General features: G+C 59.3%; 25 protein-coding genes and 1 pseudogene. 10 read left to right on the top strand and 16 right to left on the bottom strand.

The annotated features are described in order from the left end of the window. Positions 1-119: 119 nt before the first annotated feature. Both bioA and BLT26_RS14390 read left to right on the top strand, forming a co-directional pair. Entirely contained in the window at positions 120-1,391 is a 1,272-nt protein-coding gene (gene bioA / locus BLT26_RS14395) for an adenosylmethionine--8-amino-7-oxononanoate transaminase (protein ID WP_091516026.1), read from the top strand. A gap of 79 nt (positions 1,392-1,470) precedes the next feature. Next, positions 1,471-2,505 (top strand): ABC transporter ATP-binding protein, encoded by a 1,035-nt coding sequence (locus tag BLT26_RS14390; protein ID WP_217631457.1) that lies wholly within the window; start codon positions 1,471-1,473, stop codon positions 2,503-2,505. Between the two features lie 12 nt (positions 2,506-2,517). Here BLT26_RS14390 and BLT26_RS14385 read toward each other — a convergent pair whose 3' ends face one another. Next, the gene (locus BLT26_RS14385; protein WP_091516021.1) at positions 2,518-4,221 is read right to left on the bottom strand and encodes an ABC transporter permease; all 1,704 of its coding nucleotides are present in this window, start codon (positions 4,219-4,221) and stop codon (positions 2,518-2,520) included. A gap of 73 nt (positions 4,222-4,294) precedes the next feature. Beyond that, positions 4,295-5,326, bottom strand: a complete 1,032-nt coding sequence (locus BLT26_RS14380) for a Fe(3+) ABC transporter substrate-binding protein (RefSeq protein WP_091516020.1) — start codon at positions 5,324-5,326, stop codon at positions 4,295-4,297. A gap of 170 nt (positions 5,327-5,496) precedes the next feature. Between BLT26_RS14380 and BLT26_RS14375 the strand changes: the two genes are divergently transcribed. The 3 genes from BLT26_RS14375 (at position 5,497) to BLT26_RS14365 (ending at position 6,948) form a co-directional block, all read left to right on the top strand. Further along, the gene (locus BLT26_RS14375) at positions 5,497-6,015 is read left to right on the top strand and encodes a hypothetical protein (protein WP_091516019.1); all 519 of its coding nucleotides are present in this window, start codon (positions 5,497-5,499) and stop codon (positions 6,013-6,015) included. A gap of 124 nt (positions 6,016-6,139) precedes the next feature. Further along, entirely contained in the window at positions 6,140-6,409 is a 270-nt protein-coding gene (locus BLT26_RS14370) for a PepSY domain-containing protein (protein ID WP_091516015.1), read from the top strand. A 212-nt stretch (positions 6,410-6,621) separates the two neighbouring features. Next, a complete protein-coding gene (locus BLT26_RS14365; RefSeq protein WP_139169591.1) occupies positions 6,622-6,948 on the top strand; it encodes a hypothetical protein in 327 nt (108 codons plus the stop codon). A 76-nt stretch (positions 6,949-7,024) separates the two neighbouring features. On the opposite strand, the gene BLT26_RS14360 is transcribed toward BLT26_RS14365, so the two are convergent. Then, a complete protein-coding gene (locus BLT26_RS14360) occupies positions 7,025-7,969 on the bottom strand; it encodes a LysR family transcriptional regulator (protein ID WP_091516008.1) in 945 nt (314 codons plus the stop codon). Positions 7,970-8,084: 115 nt separating this feature from the next. On the opposite strand from BLT26_RS14360, the gene BLT26_RS14355 reads away from it, so the two are divergent. From BLT26_RS14355 to BLT26_RS14335, 5 genes are all read left to right on the top strand, one after another. Further along, on the top strand, positions 8,085-8,303 hold the full coding sequence (locus tag BLT26_RS14355) for a hypothetical protein (RefSeq protein WP_091516004.1): 219 nt from the start codon (positions 8,085-8,087) through the stop codon (positions 8,301-8,303). 2 nt (positions 8,304-8,305) lie between these two features. Further along, positions 8,306-9,244, top strand: coding sequence for a sodium-dependent bicarbonate transport family permease (locus BLT26_RS14350; RefSeq protein WP_091516000.1), 939 nt, complete (start codon positions 8,306-8,308; stop codon positions 9,242-9,244). Positions 9,245-9,277: 33 nt separating this feature from the next. Then, positions 9,278-9,742 carry a 5-(carboxyamino)imidazole ribonucleotide mutase gene (purE, locus tag BLT26_RS14345; protein WP_175453145.1) on the top strand — a complete coding sequence of 155 codons (465 nt, stop codon included), beginning with the start codon at positions 9,278-9,280 and terminating at the stop codon, positions 9,740-9,742. Then, entirely contained in the window at positions 9,739-10,866 is a 1,128-nt protein-coding gene (locus BLT26_RS14340; RefSeq protein ID WP_245720717.1) for a 5-(carboxyamino)imidazole ribonucleotide synthase, read from the top strand. Before purE ends, BLT26_RS14340 begins: the two co-directional genes overlap by 4 nt. Before the next feature lie 132 nt (positions 10,867-10,998). Beyond that, positions 10,999-11,940: a YwqG family protein gene (locus tag BLT26_RS14335; RefSeq protein ID WP_139169589.1), complete on the top strand. Its 942-nt coding sequence runs from the start codon at positions 10,999-11,001 to the stop codon at positions 11,938-11,940. A gap of 16 nt (positions 11,941-11,956) precedes the next feature. Here BLT26_RS14335 and BLT26_RS14330 read toward each other — a convergent pair whose 3' ends face one another. The 13 genes and pseudogenes from BLT26_RS14330 to BLT26_RS16765 all read right to left on the bottom strand — a co-directional run. Next, positions 11,957-13,036 (bottom strand): peptidase M42, encoded by a 1,080-nt coding sequence (locus BLT26_RS14330; RefSeq protein WP_091515987.1) that lies wholly within the window; start codon positions 13,034-13,036, stop codon positions 11,957-11,959. Between the two features lie 231 nt (positions 13,037-13,267). Continuing rightward, positions 13,268-13,711 carry a DUF6010 family protein gene (locus BLT26_RS14325; RefSeq protein ID WP_091515983.1) on the bottom strand — a complete coding sequence of 148 codons (444 nt, stop codon included), beginning with the start codon at positions 13,709-13,711 and terminating at the stop codon, positions 13,268-13,270. Between the two features lie 39 nt (positions 13,712-13,750). After that, positions 13,751-15,205: a catalase gene (locus tag BLT26_RS14320; protein ID WP_281245483.1), complete on the bottom strand. Its 1,455-nt coding sequence runs from the start codon at positions 15,203-15,205 to the stop codon at positions 13,751-13,753. 161 nt (positions 15,206-15,366) lie between these two features. Then, positions 15,367-15,780, bottom strand: a complete 414-nt coding sequence (locus BLT26_RS14315) for a hypothetical protein (RefSeq protein ID WP_139169587.1) — start codon at positions 15,778-15,780, stop codon at positions 15,367-15,369. A gap of 109 nt (positions 15,781-15,889) precedes the next feature. Further along, a complete protein-coding gene (locus BLT26_RS14310) occupies positions 15,890-16,486 on the bottom strand; it encodes a cation efflux transmembrane domain-containing protein (RefSeq protein ID WP_091515976.1) in 597 nt (198 codons plus the stop codon). Between the two features lie 77 nt (positions 16,487-16,563). After that, positions 16,564-16,932: a carboxymuconolactone decarboxylase family protein gene (locus BLT26_RS14305; protein ID WP_217631456.1), complete on the bottom strand. Its 369-nt coding sequence runs from the start codon at positions 16,930-16,932 to the stop codon at positions 16,564-16,566. 226 nt (positions 16,933-17,158) lie between these two features. Next, entirely contained in the window at positions 17,159-18,052 is an 894-nt protein-coding gene (locus BLT26_RS14300) for a sulfotransferase domain-containing protein (RefSeq protein WP_091515972.1), read from the bottom strand. Between the two features lie 154 nt (positions 18,053-18,206). Further along, positions 18,207-18,704 (bottom strand): hypothetical protein, encoded by a 498-nt coding sequence (locus BLT26_RS16375; protein ID WP_139169585.1) that lies wholly within the window; start codon positions 18,702-18,704, stop codon positions 18,207-18,209. A gap of 177 nt (positions 18,705-18,881) precedes the next feature. Next, positions 18,882-19,352, bottom strand: coding sequence for a nuclear transport factor 2-like protein (locus BLT26_RS14295; RefSeq protein WP_091516391.1), 471 nt, complete (start codon positions 19,350-19,352; stop codon positions 18,882-18,884). Positions 19,353-19,515: 163 nt separating this feature from the next. Next, the gene (locus BLT26_RS16370) at positions 19,516-20,019 is read right to left on the bottom strand and encodes a hypothetical protein (protein ID WP_139169584.1); all 504 of its coding nucleotides are present in this window, start codon (positions 20,017-20,019) and stop codon (positions 19,516-19,518) included. Between the two features lie 109 nt (positions 20,020-20,128). Further along, entirely contained in the window at positions 20,129-21,118 is a 990-nt protein-coding gene (locus BLT26_RS14280) for an NAD(P)-dependent alcohol dehydrogenase (protein ID WP_091515961.1), read from the bottom strand. A gap of 180 nt (positions 21,119-21,298) precedes the next feature. Continuing rightward, positions 21,299-22,087, bottom strand: coding sequence for an MBL fold metallo-hydrolase (locus BLT26_RS14275; RefSeq protein ID WP_139169582.1), 789 nt, complete (start codon positions 22,085-22,087; stop codon positions 21,299-21,301). 469 nt (positions 22,088-22,556) lie between these two features. After that, positions 22,557-22,772 (bottom strand): annotated as a pseudogene (locus BLT26_RS16765) (IS3 family transposase); the annotation flags it as partial. Positions 22,773-22,878: the final 106 nt, after the last annotated feature.

Here is a 22,878-nt window from a genome sequence, read left to right as displayed (position 1 = left end):
GCCGGTAGGAGCGGCCGCTGGCCGCGACCATATGCTTTCCGGCACGGGGGATCGTGGCCAGCGGCCGCTCCTACGGAAGAATAAACCAACGCCCGCCTCGGCGGGCAAAAGACCGATTTATGGACCTGGATTTCGACCGCGAACATATCTGGCACCCCTATTCCTCCCTGATAGACCCGCCGCCGGTATACCCGGTCGAGCGCGCCGAGGGGGTGCGTTTTTACCTTGAGGATGGCCGCGGGCTGATCGACGGCATGTCGTCCTGGTGGTGCGCCCTGCACGGCTACAACGTGCCCGAGCTGAACCGCGCCGCCCGCGAGCAGATGGAGAAAATGTCCCACGTGATGTTCGGCGGCCTCACCCACGAGCCCGCCATCGAGCTGGGCCGTAGGCTGGTCGAGATCACCCCGGGGCCGTTGCAGCGGGTATTCCTCGCCGACTCGGGATCGGTGTCAGTGGAAGTCGCGATCAAAATGGCCTTGCAGTTCTGGCAGTCGCAGGGCAAGGGCGACAAGACCCGGCTGCTGGCGCTGCGCAACGGCTACCATGGCGATACTTTCGGGGCCATGGCCACCTGCGACCCGGTCACGGGTATGCACCACCTGTTTGCCAGCCACCTGACCCCGCACCTGTTTGCCCCGGCCCCGCAGGCGAAATTCGACCAGGCCTGTGCGGAGGAAGATATCGCCGGGATGCGTCGGCTCGTGGAGGAAAACCACCATCAGCTGGCCGCGGTAATCCTCGAGCCGATCGTCCAGGGCGCCGGCGGCATGCGCTTTTACTCCCCGGAGTACCTGCAGCGGGTCCGTGATCTCTGTGACGAGTACGACCTGCTGCTGATCGCCGACGAAATCGCAACCGGCTTCGGGCGCAGCGGCAAACTCTTTGCCTGCGAGCACGCCGGCATCAGCCCCGACATTCTCACCCTCGGCAAGGCCCTGACGGGGGGCACCATGACCCTGGCAGCCACCCTCTGCACCGATCGGGTGGCCGATGGCATCTGCCGGGGCGAGGCCGGGGTATTCATGCACGGTCCCACTTTCATGGGCAACCCGCTGGCCTGCGCCGTCTCCAATGCCAGCATCGACCTGCTGCTCTCGGGTCCCTGGAAGGAGCGGGTCGACGGGATCGAGCGGCAGTTGCGTGAAGAGCTGGCGCCGCTGGCCGACAGGGAAGCCGTGGCGGATGTGCGCTGCCTCGGGGCCATCGGTGTCGTGGAGATGAAGCAGCCGGTGGACATGAAACGGGTTCAGGAGGAACTGATCGCGCGCGGTGTGTGGCTGCGGCCCTTCGGGCGGCTGGTCTATGCCATGCCGCCCTATATCATCAGCCCCGATGAACTCGGGCAGCTGACATCGGCGATGGTGGAAGTCCTCGGCGGGCCGGCCTGAACCGCTCCGCTACAACAGGAGCGGGCCACCTCCCCCCGGTTAAATGAATTTTTTTGGAATAAGCAGTGTGCAGCCGTTATTGCAAATCTCTGAGCTGGAATGCCGCTACGGCGATCGCGTAGTCCTGGAATCGGTGTCACTGGACCTGCAGGAGGGCGAGATCGGCTGCCTGCTGGGTGCCAGCGGCTGCGGCAAGACCACCCTGCTGCATGCGATCGCCGGCTTCCAGCCAATATACCGCGGCAGTATTTCCCTGGGTGGCAAGGTAATTGCGGACACGGGCTCGGCACTGGCACCGGAAAAGCGCCAGATCGGGGTCGTGTTCCAGGACTACGCGCTGTTTCCGCACCTCTCGGTGGCCCAGAACCTGGCCTTTGGCCTGCGAGGCCTCGCCCGCGACGAGCGCCGGGCGCGCATCGGCGAAATGCTGGACCTGGTAGGGCTGCGCGACTATGGCGATCACTATCCTCACCAGCTATCCGGCGGCCAGCAGCAGCGCGTGGCCCTGGCCAGGTCCCTGGCCCCAAAACCGCGCCTGCTGCTGATGGATGAGCCTTTTTCCAACCTGGACACCGAACTGCGTCGCCGGCTCGCCGGCGAGGTACGACACATACTGCGCGAAACCGGAACCTCCGCCCTGATTGTGACCCACGACCGCAATGAGGCGTTTATCGCCGGCGACCTGATTGGCGTCATCACCGATGGGCGCCTGCGGCAGTGGGACACCCCGGAAATGGTTTACGGCGCGCCCGCCACCACCGGGGTGGCGCGTATCGTCAGCGATGGCAACCTCCTGCGGGGGAAGGTCATCCAGCCGGGCCTGGTGGATACCGAGCTGGGCCAGGTGGAGATCGAGGATACAGCGCGCCCGGCCGGTGCCCGGGTGGATATTTTCGTGCGCAGCGCTGACCTGGTGACCGGCGAGCACCACCGCTCGGTGGCGGTACAGGTGCTGGAGAAGCATTTTCTCGGCGACGACGCCCTCTACCGCTTCCGGCTGCCCGGTGGGCGCACCATCGAGGCCAGTCTGGATCCCCAGGTCAATGTCGCCCCGGGCCAGGATATTTTCCTGCGCATGGAGCGGCCACTGGTGTTCACCCCCGACGCATACTGACGTGGCGCCTGGTCAGAGCGCCGGCGCCTCGGTCTCCTGCAGGATCGTGCTCCGGGCACCTTCGCGCCGTGCGCGCCCCAGCGAGCGACTGAGCAGGATCACCGGCAACAGCCCCACCAGCACAATCATCAGCGCCCCCAGCGCCGAGCGCTCCAGCATCTCGTCGGAGGCAAACTGGTACACGTAGGTAGCCAGGGTCTCGAAGCCGAACGGGCGCAGCAGCAGGGTCGCCGGCAGCTCCTTCATGCAGTCCACGAACACCACCAGCGCACCGCTCAGCAATCCCGCCCGCACCAGCGGCAGGTGGACACTCCACAGGGTCTGCCAGCTGTTGCGGCCCAGCGCGTGCGCGGCGCGGTCCATCGACGGGGTGACCTTGTCGAGACTCGTCTCGGTGGCCCCGGCAGATACGGCCAGGAAGCGTGCGGTGTAGGCGAACAGTATCGCAAACACGGTGCCGCTCAGGACCAGGCCGGTGGAGATGCCGAACTGGCTGCGCATAAAGGCGTCCAGCGCGTTGTCGAAAGCGCCCAGGGGAATCAGCACCCCAATCGCCATCACCGCCCCCGGCATGGCGTAGCCCAGCCGTGCGAATCCCACCATCGCCCTGACCGCACGCGAGGGGAACAATCGCTTGCCGTAAGCCAGCACCAGCCCCAGCAGCGCGGTTGCAAAGGCCGCACCGGCCGAGAGGAAAAAGCTGTTGCGGGCAATGCCGATAAAATCCTCGGTCCAGTAGCTGGAGAAATTGCTCGCGGCATAGCCCCCCAGTACCAGCAGCGGCACACCGAAACCGCCCACCAGCAGTAGTGCGCAGAAACCGTGCGCCAGCCAGGCCCGCGTGCCGTACAGGGAGTAGGCATCGCGGTCGGCTGCAGGGGACTGGACGAAGTGGCGCTGCCGCGCGCGGCCCAGGCGCTCGAGGGAGATCAGCAGCACCACGAACACCAGAGTGCTGCAGGCGATCTGGGCTGCCCCGCCCAGGTTGCCACGGCTCAGCCAGGTGTCGTAGATGCCCACACTGAGTGTGCGCACGGCAAAGAAATCCACCGTACCGAAATCGTTCAGTGTTTCCATCAACACCAGTGACAGCCCCACGGCAATCGCCGGCCGGGCCATCGGCAGGGACACGCGCAGGAAGCTCTGCCAGGGCGAGCAGCCCAGTGCGCGGCTGGCCGCACGGATACTGCCGCACTGCTCCAGGAACGCCGCCCGCGCCAGCATGTAGACGTAGGGATACAGCACCAGTGACAGCATGGCGATGGCGCCGCCCATGCTGCGTATTTCCGGGAACCAGTAATCCCGGGCGGTCTGCCAGCCGAACCAGTCACGCAGGGCGCCCTGCAGCGGCCCGGCGTATTCCAGCAGGTCGGTATACACGTACGCGATCACGTAGGCCGGAACGGCGAAAGGCAGTAACAGGGCCCATTCGAAGAAAGCCCGGCCGGGAAAACGGCACATGGTCACCAGCCAGGCCGCAGCCACGCCCCCCAGCAAAGTCAGCAGGCTCACCCCGGCAGCGAGCACCAGGGTTTCCGAGACATAGTGGAACAGCACCGTATCGAGCAGGTGCGGCCAGATATTTTCCTCGGGGAACAACGCCAGCCAGAAGATCGCCAGCACCGGCAGTGCTACCAGCAGTGCGACAGCAGACACCAGTACCAGCCACAGCCGCCCGGAGCCGGTCGCACCCGCGGTGGAGAAATTTCCCTTCATGCTCACCTTATGCAAAAAGCGCGGTCCGCCGGGACCGCGCTCCTCTGATCAATAAAACTGCCCGCTATGCCCGTCAGAAGTCGAAGCCGACCTCATCCACCAGTCGCGAGGCCGCCGGCACATGGGCGGCAATTTCCGTGAGACTGAGGTCATCCTCCTTGAATTCACCCATATACTCCTCGATCAGGTCCGAGCGCGCGGTACCGGGGCGCACCGGGAACTCGAAGTTCTTCTCGGCATAGAGGTACTGCGCCTGCTCGCCCGAGAGGAATTCCAGCAGCCTGACCGCATTCTCGCGATTGGGGGCGTGCTTGGCCAGGGCCGCGCCAGAGATGAACATGTGTGTACCGCGCCCGTCCTGGTTCGGGAAGACCAGGTTGACCGACTTGGCCCAGTCCACCTGCTCCGGCTGCTCGGTGTTGGTGATCATCTTGCCAAAGTAGTAGCTGTTGCCGAGCGACAGGTCGCATACCCCCTCACTGATCGCCTTCACCTGGGCCCGGTCATTGCCCTGCGGCTTGCGGGCCAGGTTGGCCTTGACCCCTTCCAGCCACTCTTTGGTCTTTTCCTCGCCGTGGTGGGCGATCATCGATGCGATCAGGGACAGGCTGTACGGGTGCTTGCCGCTGCGGGTACAGATGCGCCCCTTCCATTTCGGGTCTGCGAGTTCCTCGTAGGAGGTGATCTCGCCGGGCTCAACCCGTTCCCTGGAGGCATAAATCAGGCGCGCCCGCGTGGTCAGCCCGAACCAGTGTCCCTCGGGATCGCGGAACTGCGCCGGGATATTTTCCTCCAGTACCGCGGAGTCGACCGGCTGGGTCAGGCCCTTGTCGACCAGCTCCATCAGGTTACTGGTGTTGGAAGTCAGCACCAGGTCGGCGGGACTGTTGCGGCCCTCGCGCTGCAGCCGCTCATTCAGGCCCTTGCTGGCGTACACCACGCGGGTCTCGATACCGGTCTCCTCGGTGAACTTGTCCAGTACCGGTTCGATCAGGAACGGCTGTCGATAGGAGTAAATATTGACCTGCTCGGCAGCAACACTGCCCGCAGCCACACCCAGTGCCAGCGCAGCGGCGGAAACGCGGCAGAAAAATCGTGTAAACATCGAGTTTCCCTATTCGGTTACAAATTCTTAATTTGAGAAGGATTCTCATTTCTCCCCCGGACAAAGTCAACTGCTGCCTGCCGCGGCGGATATACATAGAACAGTTTTTCGGCAAAGTCGCAGAAATCATCCTATTCTTGGGGAAATCGGTAAAAGCACCAGGAGACAACATGAACCGTTATCTTCCGCTTCTGGCGTTCGTCCTGCCCCTGGCATTTGCCGGCTGCGGCGACGACGAGGACAGGCGCGAGACGCTCGACCTCGAGCGCGAGACGCCCGCGCAGAGCACTGAGGACATTGGCACCACGCCACAGGAAGGGGAGACCGGCGAAGGGGACGAAGGATCCACCACGATGAGCGGGGATGACATCTCGGCGGAGAAGGAACTCTATGGCGAGCCCACCCCCATGGGCGACACCGAGGGTCCACCCGAGATGGGCGACACCTCCGAGGTGGAAACCTGCTCCGAGCAGTGGTTCGTGTGGCTGCACGAGAAAGTCCTCGCCATGCCCGGCAAGCGCGACCAGCTCAATGAAGCGTATCCCGATGGCATTCCCGAGCCGGGCAGTGACGAGTGGTTTGTGGCCATGGACAAGGCGACCGGTGGCGACGGCGCCCACGGCCCCGACGGCGGCAGCGAGGAATGGTGCAGCATGATGGAGAAACGTTTCGACACTATGCCCGATTAAGGGCCCGATCAAATGCCCGATTAACCCGATTCGGGAAGCGCCCGGTTCGCGGGGGCATCCTGTACAGCAACCTCCACCGGGCGCCGCCTGCGGCCCCCGGTGGCCACCCGCGCAGGAGGAATCCATGTACCCCACCAGAAACCTGCTGATGGCCAGCCTGCTTGCGGTCCTTGCCGCACCGGCCGCGCTGGCGGACGAGCACAAGCCGCCTCCCGGCGCCATGGCACTCTCCATGCTGCTCACCAAACTGGAGCAGCAGGGTTACCAGCCCATCATAGAGGCGACACTGGTAGACGAGCACTGGGAGATCGAGGCCTACAAGACCGGCGAGAAACGCGAGCTGGAGGTGGACCCGAATACCGGCGAGGTACTCTCAGACGAGGCCGCTGACTGATCCCCGGCCGCCGCGGTACCGCGGCGGCTATCGGCTCCCGGCTTTCCCCTCTCCGTCCTTTCTATTCTCCGTTCTTTCCCCGTAGCGCCGGCTGGCGCAGCGCCTCCGTACTTCCCTGGACGCCTTGCTGACACGATTTCCGCAACTCCGCTTGGATCCGGCGCCGGCGCACATTACCACTAACGTATTTTCCACATGGCCGGGAGTACGCCATGAGCCTGTTAGCTGGAATCCTGCCCAGTATCCTTCTCTCCGGGGGGCTGACGATGCCAATCCCCCCCGACCCCGCGATCGAGCCGAATATCAATCTCTATGACAGCGAGGACCTCTACGGCGAGGAGCCGGATGTCATCGCCCTGGAAGTCTCCACCATCCGCAGCCGCCTGCGCGGCCTCGGCTATCACCCGATCACTTCCATGGAATTCGAGAACGGGCGCTGGAGCGTCATCGCCTACCGCGGCAAGCGCGCGCGCTTCCTGCGCGTGGAGCCCAACACCGGCTGGGTGCTGTCAGACCGGCCCGCCGATGGCCGCCACTAGCCGTGCGCCACTAGCCGTGCGCCTCTAGTCGTGCGCCTCTAGTCGTGCGCCACTAGCCGTGCGCCACTCGCAACCCTCACTGCGGCGGCAGGCCGAGCCCGCTTTCCAGTGGCGCCTCGCCCAGCCGGCGTGCATAGTCGAGGAACTCCCTCGCCGCCGGCGACAGCGGCCGCGACCGGCGACGGGCCAGGTACCAGCGGGTCTCGATCGGCAGCTCCTGCACATCCAGGATGGCCAGCCCCGCGCTGCCGCCGAACGACAGCGTGTGCTCGGACAGGATGGAGACGCCCAGCCCCGACATGACCGCGTGCTTGATCGCCTCGTTGCTCTCGATCGTCATGCGTACATTCAACTCGATGCCCTGGCGCTGCAGGAAGCGCTCGATGGCGTGGCGCGTACCCGAGCCCTCCTCCCGGCGCAGGAAGGGGCACTGCGCGAACTCCTCCAGCGGGACCCCGGTGCGCCCGGCAAGGGGGTGTTTCTCCGGCGCGATGGCCAGCAGCCGGTTGGGCAGGAATTCCACCAGTTCCAGGTCCGGGTTGTCCGGCGGGTGGCTGAAGACGTAGAAGTCATCCTCGTCCTCAGCGGTGCGCTCGATAATCTGGCGCCGGTTGCCAACCCGGAAGCGGATATCGAGCTGCGGGTGCTGTTCGTAGAAGTCGCCGATCAGGTGCGGGATAAAGTACTTCGCGGTCGTGACCACCGCCAGTTGCAGGGTCCCCGACTGGAGTCCGCGCAGGTCTGCCAGCTTCAGGTCCAGGTACTCGTAGCAGCGCAGTATCTCGCGGGCGCTCTTCACCAGCGTCAGGCCGGCTTCGGTGAACTGCAGCTGCTTGCCCACCTGGTAATAAAGCGGCAGGCCCACCGCATCCGCCAGCTTCGCCAGCTGCATCGAGACACTGGGCTGGGTGAGGTGCAGCGCCCGGGCGGCGGCGCTGATACTGCGGTGCTCGTGCACGGCCAGGATGATCTCCAGCTGGCGCACGGTGCCAATGTGGGCGTGAATCCGGTGTGAGGCCATCCAGGCACCTCCATAAGTATTTATCTATAGATAACATCTTAATTATCTATTTTTATCTATCCAACTCCTTGCCGATAATGCGCGCACTCTCGGACCTATGGACAAGGAGCCCCCCATGACCAAACCCCAACTCTTCTTCGGTCTCGCCGTCGGCACCCTGCTGGCCGCGCTGGGCGGTACGCTGTCAGCGGCCGGCATTACCGGCAGCGGGCTGGCGGCCACTGGCGTGCTGGTACTGCTGGTCAACGCCGCTTACTGGACGCTCGGTCAGCGGCGCCGGCCGATTCCGGTCGAAAGTCCCCCTGACCGGCGCCTCGCGCAAGGGGCGGGCTGAACATGCAGCTGGATATCGTTGTCGGCTTCTTCGTCCTCGGTGCCGTCGCGCAGCTGCTGCGCAGCGACCTGCGACTGCCCGAGGGGCTCTACAAGAGCTGTGTCATCTTCCTGCTGCTCGCCATCGGCCTCAAGGGTGGCGTTGCCCTGAGCTCTTCCCCGATTGCCACACTGGTACCGCAATCCCTTGCCGTGGTGGCCTTCGGCGCCCTGCTGCCGCTGCTGGCCTTCCCGATACTGCTCTATATCGGCAAGTGGTCCCGTGTCGATGCGGCGGCCACGGCGGCCCACTACGGCTCCGTGAGCGTCGCCACCTACGCGGTGGCGGTGGCCCTGCTGGACAGCCGTGGGGTTGACTACGAGGCCTACTTCCCGCTGTTCGTGGCCCTGCTCGAGGTGCCGGCCATCATTGTGGGCATCCTGCTGGCGGGGGCCGCTGCTGCTCGCGGCAATGCCGGCCACTGGGGGGAGATCATCCGCGAGATCTTCCTCAACCAGGGCGTCCTGCTGCTGCTCGGCGGCATCGCTATCGGCGCCTGGGCAGGCGAGCGCACCGCATCCGTCATGCCGTTCTTTGGCGACCTGTTCCACGGAATCCTGGCCCTGTTCCTGCTGGAAATGGGCCGGGTGGCCGCCGAGCGCCTGCCGGCTATCCGCAAGCAAGGCGGCTTCCTGCTGAGCTTCGGGGTGCTGATGCCGCTGATGGGCGCAGCCGCCGCCGCCGGCCTCGCCACCCTGCTGGGGCTGAGCCCCGGGGGCGTGGTCCTGCTGGCGGTACTGGGCAGCAGTGCCTCCTATATTGCGGTGCCGGCGGCCATGGCGGTCGCACTGCCCCAGGCCAATGCCAGCCTGTCGATCACCCTGTCGCTGGCGATCACTTTCCCCTTCAACGTGCTGGTGGCCATCCCGGCCTACCTGGCACTGGTACAACACTGGAGTTAACCGACCGTGGAAAAAATCAACTTTGAGAAAGTCATGATCGTGATGGGCTCGCGCTCCGACTGGCCCACCATGCAGAACGCCACCCTGCCACTGACCCAGCTGGAAGTGGCGCATGCCTCCGCGGTCGTCTCCGCCCACCGCACCCCCCAGCGTATGGTGGACTTCGCCAGCCGGGCAAAGGAAGCGGGCACCCAGGTCATCATCGCCGGCGCGGGCGGCTCGGCGCACCTGCCGGGCATGATCGCCGCGCTGAGTCCGCTGCCGGTGATCGCAGTGCCGGTGGAAAGCAAGTTCATGACCGGCCTCGACAGCCTGCTGTCCATCGTGCAGATGCCAAAAGGTGTGGCCGTCGCCACCCAGGCCGTGGGGAAATCCGGGGCCTTCAATGCCGGCCTGATGGCCGCCCAGATACTGTCACTCGCCGATGCGGAATTGGCCCGGCGCCTGGAGACATGGCGCGAACAACAGAGTGACCAGGTTCCTTTCGAGGTGGAATGATGGCAGAGAGACGCGTCGCCATAATTGGTTGTGGCCAGCTGGCGCAGATGATGGCCCAGGAAGGGCGGTCACTGGGCATCACATTCAGCTTTGTCGCCCTCGGCGAAGAGAGTACGGTATGCGTGCAGGACCTGGGTGAGGTCGTGCGGGTTGGAGACAGCCCGGATGCCGGCTCGCTGTATCGGGAGCTCGGCTGCCCGGAGGTCATCACTACCGAGCGCGAGGATGTACCGCCGGGCCTGCTGCGCGCCCTGCAAGAGTTCTGCCCGGTCTATCCACAAGCGGATGCGGTGGAGAAAACCCAGCACCGGCTGCGCGAGAAGCTCGCGCTGCTGGAATCGGGCGTTCCAGTAGCTCCCTTCCTGCCTGCGGAAAATTACCACGATGTTTGCGCGGCCATTGGCTACCTCGGCTACCCGGCTTTCATCAAGGCCTGCGAAAGCGGCTACGACGGCAAGAACCAGTGGCGTGTCGACAGCGTGGCGCAGCTGGAGCAACTCCGCGATGAACTGGCACCGGGTTCCTATGTGGTTGAGAAAGGCGTGCCCTTCTCGCGGGAGGTCTCCATTGTCGGCGTGCGCAGCGCCAGCGGTGAGACACGCAGCTACCCGCTCACGGAGAACCGGCACGAAAACGGCACCCTGCTGGTTTCCCGCGCGCCCGCAGCCGATGGCAATGGCGAGCTTGAAACGGCACAGCGCTACCTGGCGACCCTGCTGGACGACTGGGACTATGTGGGCGTGCTGACCATGGAGTGCTTCGTCACCCGCTCGGGGATCCTGGTCAACGAGCTGGCCCCGCGGGTACACAACAGCGGCCACTGGACCCTGGCCGGCGCGCCGGTAAGCCAGTTCGCCAACCACTTGCGGGCGATACTCGGCATGCCCCTGGGGGACACCACCTGCGCACAGCCGGCGGCCATGGTGAACATGCTCGGAGTGGACACGATTCCGCGCACCCCCAACGAGGGGGTCTGGCTTTACGGCAAGCGCCGCCGGCCGGGACGCAAGCTCGGACATGTCATCATGCTGGATGAATCCACCGAGAGCCTCGACCGCCGGGTGGAGGAAGTGCTGGCAGAGCTCTATACCAGCGATACGCCAGAGCGGTCGGCAAATGCGTGAGCTGTGAAGCCCGCGTCGCCCCGCGCGGCAGGGCGCTGATCTTTCCCGGCCCTATTGGGCCGGGAATTTCACCATACCCGAAGGGCTCCCGAGCTGTTAGTGTGGGCGCGGTTTAAAAAAGATATCAACGCCATGTCCATATCCGCCGATGCAATCCTGACCATCTTGGTTTTCCTGATCGTCGCGCTACACCTGTACCGTCGCTTTCGCAAGGAGAGCCTGCGCAGGACTGCCGCGCCTTCAGGTCCGCACCCCCATGAGCGGCCGCACCTCGATCCGCAGGAAGTCGAGCGGGCGCTGGAGAAAATCGACGAGCGGCTGGAACAGCACCGGCTGGACTATATCTGCATCCGGCCCCAGGCCGAGCGCGCCAAAGCCCCCTGGCAGAGCAAGTTCGGCGGGCGCGCCTACTGGCCCCGGAGCGAGCCCTACCCGGAGGGAAACGATGGCCAGCGGCTGTTCCTGCTGGCCCAGCTCAACCTCGAGGAAATCCCCACCCTACCCTCCCTGCCGGGTCTCCCGGATTCCGGCCTGCTGCAATTTTTTGTAAGCGACGACGAGCTGCTGGGCCTGCCACTGGACATGCCTCAGCCACCGCTTGAGGGAGGCACCAGGGGCAATTACCGGGTGGTATTTCACGCCGAGGTGGAACAGGACAGGGACAGGCTCACGCAGGATGTGCCGCACACCCGTGACACCACACACTTTCCCCTGCGGGAAGAGTATGCACTCACTTTCTCGCGCGAATCAGGTCTGCCGGCGCTGGCGGACTACCGCTTTGCCGCCACGGGCATCGACCTGGCCGCAATGCCGGACGAAATCATGGACGAGCTGTTCGACCGCAACGAGGCCGCCGGCAGTCGCATAGGCGGCTACGCCAATTTCACCCAGGACGACCCGCGCCACGGCCAGCCACTGGGAGCCTGGCCGCTGCTGTTCCAGATGGACAGCCACAGCAGCGAGGGTGTGGAAATCATGTGGGGCGATGCCGGCGTGGCGAACTTTTTCATCCGCCCGGAAGACCTCGAGCGGCGGGACTTTTCCCGCGTCTGGTACAACTGGGACTGCTGCTGAGGCGAAACTCCCCGGCTCAGCAGGCTCCTGCAGCCCGCGCCACCAGGTGTAGCAAGCGGCTGAACCCCCCGTTGGCCTCCGCCGAGGCGGACTCCTCCATGGTGTGGTAACCGGTGGTGGGCACCTGGATTGTAGTGCCCTGCACGAAGCCGTTCGACGCCGCCACGATACGGCCCAGCTCGGTGCTGCCCAGCGACTGCGGCTCCTGCCCCGCCGCCTCCGCCTGCCGGTTCAGCTCGTCAATGTAGGCATCCTTGAAGCCGTAGCTGATCCCATGCTCGCGGCACAGCGCCTCGATCATGGTGGTGGTGGGCTCGTGGAAGGCGGCATTGGCATCTCGGCGGCGCAGCACCACCTGTTGCCGGTCGGCGGTGGCCCGGTCCGGGTAGGGACTGGTGTCCACCACGATCAGGCGGTCAGTGGCGCCATTGAAACGGCGAAACCATTCCAGCAGGTAACGCCAACTGCTGCCGGACTCCTCCTGGGCAGTGAAGAAGGCAGTGCCCTGGAAACCCAGCGAGAACAGGTGCACCAGGTGTGCGGCGGTCAGGACATTGTCGAGCTGGGCACTCAGGATCCCGTCCTCGACGGTCAGGCGGTCACTGAAGGCCACGGGGGTACCCGCCACCAGGTGATCGAGGCCATCCACTTCGAAGATCAGGTTGTTGCGATACTCGCACACGTAAGCGCTGCGGATATTGCCGGCCCCCAGGTAAGAACCGGACCAGGGCTCATAGGCAGTTACCGGCACCGAGTGGAAGCGGTCGACAATCTTGCGCATTAACTTCTCAGACACCGAGTTGCCCAGCAGGTCCGAGCGGCGCCCGGCGACGAAAGCCGCGTACTGGAACTCGTTGGGCCCGGTGCACACCAGGCCGTGCCGGTCCACGTGGGCCGAGAACATCAGGGCATCCGGCTCGCGCCCCTGGGCCACCAGCAGCCCCTCGTACCAGGTAACCCGGGCACCCCGCTCCTCCAGCTCCCGTTGCAGCACGCGGAAGAAAGAGTGCTCGGCGCCCACCACGCTGGGCTGGCGGATCAGTTCCTTGAGCAGGTCGATGAACTCGCCGGGATTCTGCATTTCAGCTGACAGCATGGCACTGCACTCCGTGGGGATGCGATTGACAGCGCGGTCGATGCGCCCTGTTATTACTGTTGTTTTTACCGCGGGGCATACGTGTTTCGCAAGCGCCATTTAACGGGGAATAACGAAACCGGCGGGCGACTGGTTCCCGGCGCTCAAATTCCGCACGGCGCGCCAGTGGCACCGAAGGCGTGCCGCGGCGGCCGACAAATCCCTACCCACTTTCCCGGTCAGCTACCGGCACTATTCCAGGTCAGCTACCGGCACTACCCAGGCCCGGTGCCGGCGCACACAGTAGGCTGCCACACACCAGTCGAACGCAGCACAGAAGACGCCATAGGCCAGCGGGATCTCGGTGAGCGGCAGGCCACTGGCAGGCAGCTCATGCAGGAGATCCCACAGGCCATGCAGCAGGTAACCCGCCGCCAGCAGCCCGGTGCGGGCACAGCCCAGTAGGCCGAGCAGGGCGAACCCTGAAGCCAGCACAATCTCGGCCAGCCAGGTAGTGCCTGTGCCATCAAAGTAAGCAGTGAAGGCGAGATAGAAAGCTGCTATCAGGACAAGGAACAGCCCGTAGAAGACACGCTCGCGGGGCCCGGCAAACAGGCGCCGCGAGATAGTGATAGACCCTGCCGCGGCCAGCACCCCGATGCTGGCATACAGTACAAAAATAATCGCCAGCGCCATGCCAGATCGCCCCGGGCAGTATCCGCGGGGAAGGGAAACTCAACCGCCCTTCACACCCTTCTCGATGCGGTCGCCGATATCCTGGTCGACCTTGCGCCAGTAATCGAAAGCCCGCTCCAGTACTTCGTCGGTCACACCCGCCTTGAGGTGGCCGACCACGTTGGATACCAGTCTTTCCCGCTGGGCATCGTCCATCACCTTGCGCACCAGCACGCCCGGCTGGACAAAATCGTCGTCCTCCGCATGGGACGTATAGGCCGCATGCATGAACTCGCCGCTGGCGGACCACTTCTCCCGGTAGGGATAATTCTCCGGGTCGGCCGCCGGGCCGCCCTTGGAGTTGGGGGCGTAGACCGGGTCGGTGACATTCTCCACCCGCATGGCACCGTCCTTGCTGTAACTGTGCACCGGGCACTTGGGCCGGTTGACCGGGATCAGCTTGTAGTTGACCCCCAGCCGCGCCCGGTGGGCATCGGCGTAGGAAAATACCCGCCCCAGCAGCATCTTGTCCGGGCTGAAGCCGATCCCCGGCACGGTGTTGTTGACCTCGAACGCCGCCTGCTCGATCTCGGTGTGGAAGTCGGTGGGATTGCGATCGAGTACCAGCTTGCCCACCTCCTGCAAGGGGTAGTCCTCATGGGGCCAGACCTTGGTCAGGTCGAAGGGGTTGAAGCGGTAATTCTCCGCCTCATCGAATGGCATCAACTGCACCTTGAGCGTCCAGCTGGGGTGGTCGCCGCGGGCGATGGCGTCGAACAGGTCGCGCCGGTGCGCATCCGAATCCTCCCCGGCAATCCGGTCGGCCTCCTCCTGGGTCAGGCACTCGATGCCCTGGTCGGTCTTGAAGTGGTATTTCACCCAGAAGCGTTCACCATCCTTGTTCACCCACATATAGGTGTGGCTCGAGTAGCCGTTCATGTGCCGGTAGCTCTTGGGGATACCGCGGTCGCCCATCAGCCAGGTCACCTGGTGGGCCGATTCCGGTGACAGGGTCCAGAAGTCCCACTGCATGTCGTGGTCCCGCAGGCCATTGTCAGCGCGGCGCTTCTGCGAGCGGATAAAGTGCTGGAACTTCATCGGGTCTCGCACGAAAAATACCGGCGTATTGTTCCCCACCAGGTCGTAATTGCCCTCGCTGGTGTAGAACTTGAGGGCAAAGCCGCGCGGGTCGCGCCAGGTATCCGGGCTGCCCCGCTCCCCGGCCACAGTGGAAAACCGGATCACGGTATCCGTCCTGGTCCCCGGCTGGAAGACCGCCGCCCTGGTGTAGGCACTGACGTCCTGGGTTACCTCGAAATAGCCGAAGGCGCCGGAACCCTTGGCGTGGGGCTGGCGCTCGGGAATGCGCTCGCGGTTGAAATTGGCCATCTGCTCGATCAGGTAGTGATCCTGCAGCAGGATGGGGCCGTCGGGCCCGACGGTAAGCGAGTACTCGTCGCTCGGCACCTTCATGCCGGCGTCATTGGTGGTGGGCTTGCGGTCGTCCTTTTTCACGGGCTTTATCCTTGGCATCAGCATGGAAGGGCAAAATGATAGGGCTACCATAGCCCAGCCGGGCCGGGGCTATGTGGCAAGGCGCGCACGAAAACCCGTGCCATCCCACGTCCGCCCGACTTAAAGGGGGAAGGGGTATGCCTGGTGGAGCCGGGGCGGCCTCAGCGAAAGGGGACATCGCCATAGCCCCAGATAAGGGTACCCAGGATAATAAACACAAAGGCCACATTCTCCGTCGCGCTGTTCTGGCGATTGCCTCCGTGAAGGCGCAGTGCAAACGCGCGCAGTTCTTCTGAATTTGCTTTTACGCCTTTGATATCTACGGCCCTGCCCTGCAGCTCGCCGTCCCGGCTCGTCTTCTCGCGCGTATCGTCACCGACCGCACGCTGCCACAGGGAGGTCAGCTTTGCGTATTGCAACTCCACTCCGGCCAGCACAATAAGGGCACCTGAACGCTGGAACCAGTAGATCCCGGCACTCCCCATCAGGTCCACGATAAGGGAGAGGGCACTTATCGCGACTATAACCCCGGCGAAAACCGCTGAGAATCGACCGCTTTTCAGGAAATCAAACAAGAACCTGCCTCCGAATCGTACACCCGGGATATTAGCCCAGGGCGCCAGATGGTGACCGCTGTAGCGGCCGCCGGGCGCCATCGCGTGAAGCGAGAGAAGTCTAACGCCGCTACCGGGGTGACCGAGCCGACTCCCTGAGGATGCGAATACCTCCCAGGAAGACCACAACGGCGATAACGACTCCGATCACCAGGTCCGGGTAACGGCTGTCCAGCCACCAGACCAGGCCGGCAGACGCAATCACACCGAGATTGGCGATAACGTCATTCGCGGAAAAAATCACCGACGCCCGCATATGCACGCCGGCGTCGCGGTGCCGGGCAACCAGCAACAGGCAGGCAATGTTGGCTGCCAGCGCCACCAGGCCCACACCTGCCATCAGGCCACAGGCCGGATCGCTACCCAGCAGGAACCGGCGGACCACGTCCAGCAATACCAGCAGCGCAAGGGTAACCTGCAGTACGCCACTCATCCGCGCCGCCCGACGTTGCAGGCTGGCGCCCCTCCCCACGGCATAGAGGCTGATCGCATAGACAGAGGCATCGGCAAGCATATCGAGTGAATCCGCAATCAGCGCGGTGGACTCAGCCAGCAGCCCGGCCACAAGTTCCGCCACGAACATCACTGCGTTAATGGCCAAGACCGCTATCAGGGTCTTGCGTTCGCGGGCGCTGCTGGCATCCAGCTCTTCACAACTATCTGTCATCCATACCCCTGGGACTGGTTATTCTTCGCTTCTGGGCTATAGCAATACCTCAACACCAGTCACTGCTGAGGCTGCTTTTAACCTGCAGGCGGTGAAAACTGGTCGAGTGCCTCGATGGCGTGGGTGGCGTACACCACGCTGGTCCCACCGCCCATCAGAATGGCCACGCCCAATGCATCCGCGATCTCCTCCCTGCTGGCGCCGGCTTCCAGCGCATCATACGTATGGTGCGCAATGCAGTCATCGCAGCGAGTGGCCACGCTGATCGCCAGGGTGATCAGCTCCTTCGTCTTCGCATCCAGCGCGCCCTCGCTCACAGCCGCCTTGTGCAGCTCCCAAAACGCCTTCATTACCGCCGGCTGGGCGGATGAAAGATCGCGGGAATTCTGCTCGAATTTGTGTAGCCTGTCGGGATAGCCCATGGTATCTCGCCCTGTCTTGCTCATCGTTTCTCTCGTCACCTAATCCCTCAACCGGACATTCGGGTTTGGCGGAGACTTAAGATAGTAGCCGGGAGAACCGGGCCCTGACCGACAACCGGCCAACATAGCCAGCATCACCAGCGGCGCCCGTTTCATTATCTAAGGAGTGAGAGTAGCTAACGCCGCGAACGGGCCGCGGCAAGGAGTCTATTTTGGCGATCGAACTACCTGGCCCGGTGATGTCAAGTTGCTACATGGATCCTCTGGCCAGCCATTCGCGACACTCCCTGCTCAATATCTTGCGTGATACAGTCTCAAATAGATCTAAATCATCACGAGTAAGAACGCCTTTCCAACGGCCATTTACACCTTTATTGAAAAAGGTATCAGCCCCTCCCCTGAATAGCCCATAGCCACCGGGAAATAAAGCGTCCAGGTTACTTTTAACGTGATTGAAAGAAGTTACTTCGCTAACCTGCTTCACTTGGTCGGCATCCGCACCGGCACCGATAAAACCGGCCACCCGTGAAATTTCGGACTCTGGTCGCCGAAGGAGATCGCCATAATGTACGTGCAATACGTTATCGTGCCCGCGTACATCAAACCACGTTTGAACATGCCTTAAATTCGACCAAAACGGGAAACCCTCTTGCTCCCAGTCGAAGTATCCAACAGTTAACCAACGCCTGAAAAACGTATGAATATCCCCGGGACATGGAGGAATGGGTTTGACACCTGAAGGAAGGTTATCATTGACATATCCCAGGTTCATATTTCGATAGTGATTCCAGAGTGACATGCCCACGTCACGCGGATCCCGGTCAACCACTATGTACTTTACTTCTCTGTGATAGGGTATAGCGTCAAAAGGTAGATGGGTCTTGATTATTCTCCGAGATCGCTGGCCTTCCAGCCGCTCGAGCATCTTGCCCTCTTCCAATGCCCGGAAATCCACCCAGTGATCCATATCCCTCAAGAGCGGCACATCCTTTACGCCATAAAGCAGGTGGAGCAGGATCAACTGCATCCAGGTGGTGCCGGATTTAAAAGAGGTCGCGACAATTACGTCGTCGTCACGTGGCTGATACCGGGCCCACCTGGCACTGTCTAAAATCGGATGTAAATATCGTCGGGCTTCATTCATTGTGTGTCATTTCTGTAGTAAATATAACACCGCCACAGCGACTGCTTGCTTCTTTCTCTATATGTGCGAATAGGAGTGAAGCCACCCGCACATAAATTGCACAAAACAAGCTGCCCGGTGGAAGCCTGCAAGCCGGAACGCTTTGCCGCACTTGTTAGATTTTTTCGGGAGGGGGCTCTGGATTCTTTGTTACGGAGTACACAACAGAGCTAATTTTCCACCCATCTCCTGTTTTTACCAAGTGCCAGGCCTCATCTCCCCAATTATTCTTATAGCCATCAATATGCAAACTATATTTGAAATGCACTGAAGCAATTTCATTGTCAGTTAGGATTTTGATATCCCAAAATTTTTCTTCAACCTCTTCTTCCGTTGAGACAATCCATGAAATAAATTGCACATACGATCCAGGTCCCACGCCGAGTTGACTAGGCAGTGTTCCTGATCTTTTGTGACCCAACACTCCCAGCCATGGAATGGACTTATCATAGAAAAGCCGCTGAAATCTCACTTCATCCTTTTCTATTATTGATACGCGAAATGCTTCTATTACTTCATTGATTTCCTCGAGCGCGTTCTCTTGCCGCTCATTCGCATATAAAATGGATGAAAATGTCATAATAAAAGTGGCTATCATTATTTTAATTTTCATAGTGCTTCTCTTACACAGTGATAATGCAATTCAACGCTCGCAGCGGGGGCGTCCAATACCTAGCACGGGTTGTACGAAACTGGTAGCGCAGCGAGCCACACAGACCGTTCGTAGCGTTGGGCGTCCCACGGAGTCCCGAAGGGCCGGAGCAGGCTGCTTACGCTTGTTATGTGCGGTCTACTGGACATTGTAAATACGTATGACACCAACTTTGCCCTCCTCTACCTCCAGGACGACTAACAACTGATTGCTGTAACTGTTGTATTTACCGCTGTCGGGATGAAAACCGCTAGCCTCCTGCGCGTAGCGGATTGCCATGCCATTCTTGCCAAATGTGACGACATCAAGAAGCTCAGCTTTATACTTGTCATGGGAGCCTAAATAGTACGTCATGCCTTTGCGCATCCTAGCTTTTCCGTCTGGCTTTCGAGAGTCATCGGTATCGAAAGGTATATGTTGACTCCCTACATCATCCTTTAGCAAAGATAGATAGTTTTCAATATCTTCTGGTTTAGCATCTGGTGTTTGAGTGGCTACAAAAGCCTGAAAGTATTCATTCGCAAATTTTTCGGCGTCAAATTCTGATTCTTTTGCCGACGACGCAGCAGACAACAGTACCGCAACTACAAACAAAAATATCTTATTCATCTTATCTTCCTTTTCATATTGCAAATAACCCCGCACGCAGGAGCGGTTTATCTTGTGCGCGTTTTGCGCGAAAATGGGAACGTAGCGACCACGCAAAATGTGCACAAGGTAAGCTGTCCCGCGGAGGGCCCAAGCCCGGAGCATGCTGCCTGGCTTTGCTAACTCAGTAGTGCTCCACCTCGCCAGTATCTAAATCTACTACAGCCTTACCATCTACGGTATCAATATACATCAATTTATCATTTACAGCTTCAATCGAGCCCCACTCGTAATGCGATGTTGTTTTCTTCAATTTTTTTAGATCTCTGACCATTTGCCCAAGTGTAATTTTTTTGTGTTCAATCCCATTTTTATAGATAGTAATCATTACCTCATCTTCTGTTACGTTAAGCGGCACTAAATTCAGACCGTCATAGCCAGAAATAAAGTACTTTCCATCAAAGGAGATAAATACTGAACGATGCCAGCCAGGGACCTCATAAAGCTCCTTTTTATTAAAAGCACCATCAATTTTATAAAGGACGGCATTCCTTTTAGGATGCAAATATGCGCAATAATTGATCCAAAGATCACAGACCCTTTTTTCTTCAGGAGGTCGAAGCGGCTCATCACTGAATGCGGAGGCGCTTATCGCTGCCAAAATTATCAAAGATAATACTCGCAACACAAAAAAGACTCCATTAGCGGTAAGAGTTAACGCACAAGCTCACTTGTTTCCGAAAAGACGCTGGAATTAAGTGGAAGCCCGTTTTTTGGAAATCACGTTAAGGACCTTGTTAGGTTTTGCTGTTATGTCCCGCAGAGATTACAACTGCCCCCGACCTTTGTTCAGTCTCTACTCTTCGATGAGCTTCGGCAGCTTGCTCAAACGAATATATTGTATCGACAATTGATTTGATCTTGCCCGCTTCAATCATTTCCTTCAGTGTGAGCAGTTCTTCCTCTGTTTCTCCGGCAAAAACAAAAATCACTTCCTTATCAGTAAACTTGGACGTCATGACAGATCTCAGCATGTCGGACATACGTGGATTTGCCAGCAGATAGCGTCCCTGGGGCTTGAGTACTTTCATGCATTCGGAATAGGAACTTTTGGCAACCATGCTAAAAATCACGTCATAGGTTTGGCCACTTTTTGTGAAGTCTTCTTTGGTATAGTCGAAGAAATAATCAGCTCCGATCAGGCGTAACATTTTCTCTTTGTTGGTGCTGTCAACTGCCGTCACCTCGGCCCCCATTGCTTTGGCAATCTGTACCCCGAAAGTACCGATGCTTCCACCTGCACCATTTACCAAAACTTTTTCTCCCTTTTGGATATTCGCTTTTCTCAAAAAGTGAAGTGCATTCAGTCCGCCCAGAGGTACTGCTGCCGCCTCTTCAAAGCTCACATTGTGCGGTTTCGCAACAAGCGTGTAGCTGGCTGGCAGGCACACATATTCGCCATGTGCGCCCAACCGAAGTTTGGCAGTCCCAAAAACGTGATCTCCCATCTCAAATTTTGAAACGTCTTTGCCGACGGATTCCACTTGCCCCGCAAAATATCCTCCCAAAACCCGTTTCTTTGGCTTTATTAATCCCAAAGCAACTCGCAAAGGCAGCCAAAACCATTTCACTTGAAAATTGAAACTTCGCATTTCACAGTCAGCCTTCGTCACCTCTGCAGCATGAACTTTTATCAAGACTTCATCGTCCTTGGGTGTAGGTTTCTCAACTTCTTTGACCTGAAGAACATCCGGTGATCCGTATTTTGTATATACAATCGCTTTCATGAGTCGCCTTCAAGATTACTTTGGTTCCGACGATTTCCCGTATAATTCACCACCATCTATCCAATAACTTCAGAAACCTAACGTCGGATTCAGCTGTGGTCAAAATTGGGTGGCTTTTGTGGTATAAGCGTACCGACCACAAAAGGTGTGCAGCTTTGGAGGTCGTGCTTCAACGCTTTGTTATGTGCCTCCTGATCTATCCAAAATAGCGATAGAACGTTCCACAAATCTTCTTTCAGCTTTCTTAGGCAAAAACGGAGAGCGTTTTTCAAAATTAAAGCGCTCTAGAATATTACGCAATTCCTTATCTAAGAGCATTTCATCGATAGTCATATTTTTCTTTCTAAGGTCATCGACGCGACCCAACCAACTTAGCGTATTCTTTTTATACTCCTCCAGGATACTCTTACCAACGGGTCTTCCATGGCCTGGGACTATCAAGCTACCTTCACCGCCGATACGCAAAATTGAATCCATTGCATCTACAAACCCATCTACGCCACCAGCGTAAAATGTAGGGTGCCAATTTGCATCGAATATATCACCCACAAAAATGCTATTGCTTTTCATGTGATAAAATATCAGGTCATTTGGACTATGAGAAACTACCCGGTATTTCTTCAGGGACTCAAAATTAAATTTATTTAATTTAGCTCCCCTGTTAAGAAAGTACTCATTACCACCGGAGTGATCACCATGCCCATGTGTATTTAGAACATATAGATCCTTTACTCTATATTCATCTTGAATTAATTGCTCTAATTCTTGAAGTTTATCTTCTCCCGGCGCGGGGTCGATGAGAATTAACTTCCCACCCTCTTTGAGAACACCAATGTTAGTGCTGTTTTCCTCGATTGCGGTTAGGAAAAATGCCCCTTCACCTAATTTCACCTTACGAAATTTTGTATCTGATTCAGCGAAACCTAAGACTGAAACCAACATAGCAATCAAGCTTATAAAGATTTTCACTGATTTCCTCGAATTTCTAGTGAATTACTGAACGTATGATCATCACACAACGCTGCCAACACGCGCTCGTCACGTGCTTGGCCTTGTTATAGGTGTTCATGTGCGTTGCCCCCGTTTAGCAATAGACCGCAACTTTGACATTGCCGAGCAAAAAGATTGTAACTATACCAGCCGCTATTACTACGTTTAAGATGAAATCGCTGATTGCAACGAGGGCAAACAAAATTATTGATTTTAAAGCTATAGAAAAACGTAACAAAAAAAGCAGCCACACCAGTAAAACCAACTATCTTGATAATTAGATCCATTGATTCAGGAAGTACGAAACCCAATGGGAATGCAACCAACATGACTACAAATGGAGCATGACAGAGCTTTCTTAACCCTCTTAATTTCTTAAGCTCGATTTCGATATCCTTGCTCAAAGCTCTAGCACCTTGGTCTTACCCACAAAAAGTAGACACTCTAACTACGCGCATCTGCGCTCATACTCTGCCGGGCTTACATACCCAATCGCAGAGTGCCTACGGATCCTATTGTAGAAAACCTCGATGTATTCAAACACCTCAGATTTCGCTTGGCTGATACTCTCAAAGTTTCCTGCGTATACCAGCTCTACCTTGAGCCTGCTGAAAAACGATTCCATTGCGGCATTATCCCAGCAATTGGCCTGGCGGCTCATGCTGGGACGGCAGTGGTTCGCCAAGAGCAGGTCTTGGTACCCTTGGGCACGATACTGCACACCCCTATCTGAGTGTACCACCAGTCCCGGCTCCAGCCTTCTCTGTCCT

Source organism: Microbulbifer yueqingensis (assembly GCF_900100355.1).
In the GTDB taxonomy this organism is placed as follows: Bacteria; Pseudomonadota; Gammaproteobacteria; order Pseudomonadales; family Cellvibrionaceae; genus Microbulbifer; species Microbulbifer yueqingensis.
This window is presented reverse-complemented; position numbering and strand designations above follow the sequence as displayed.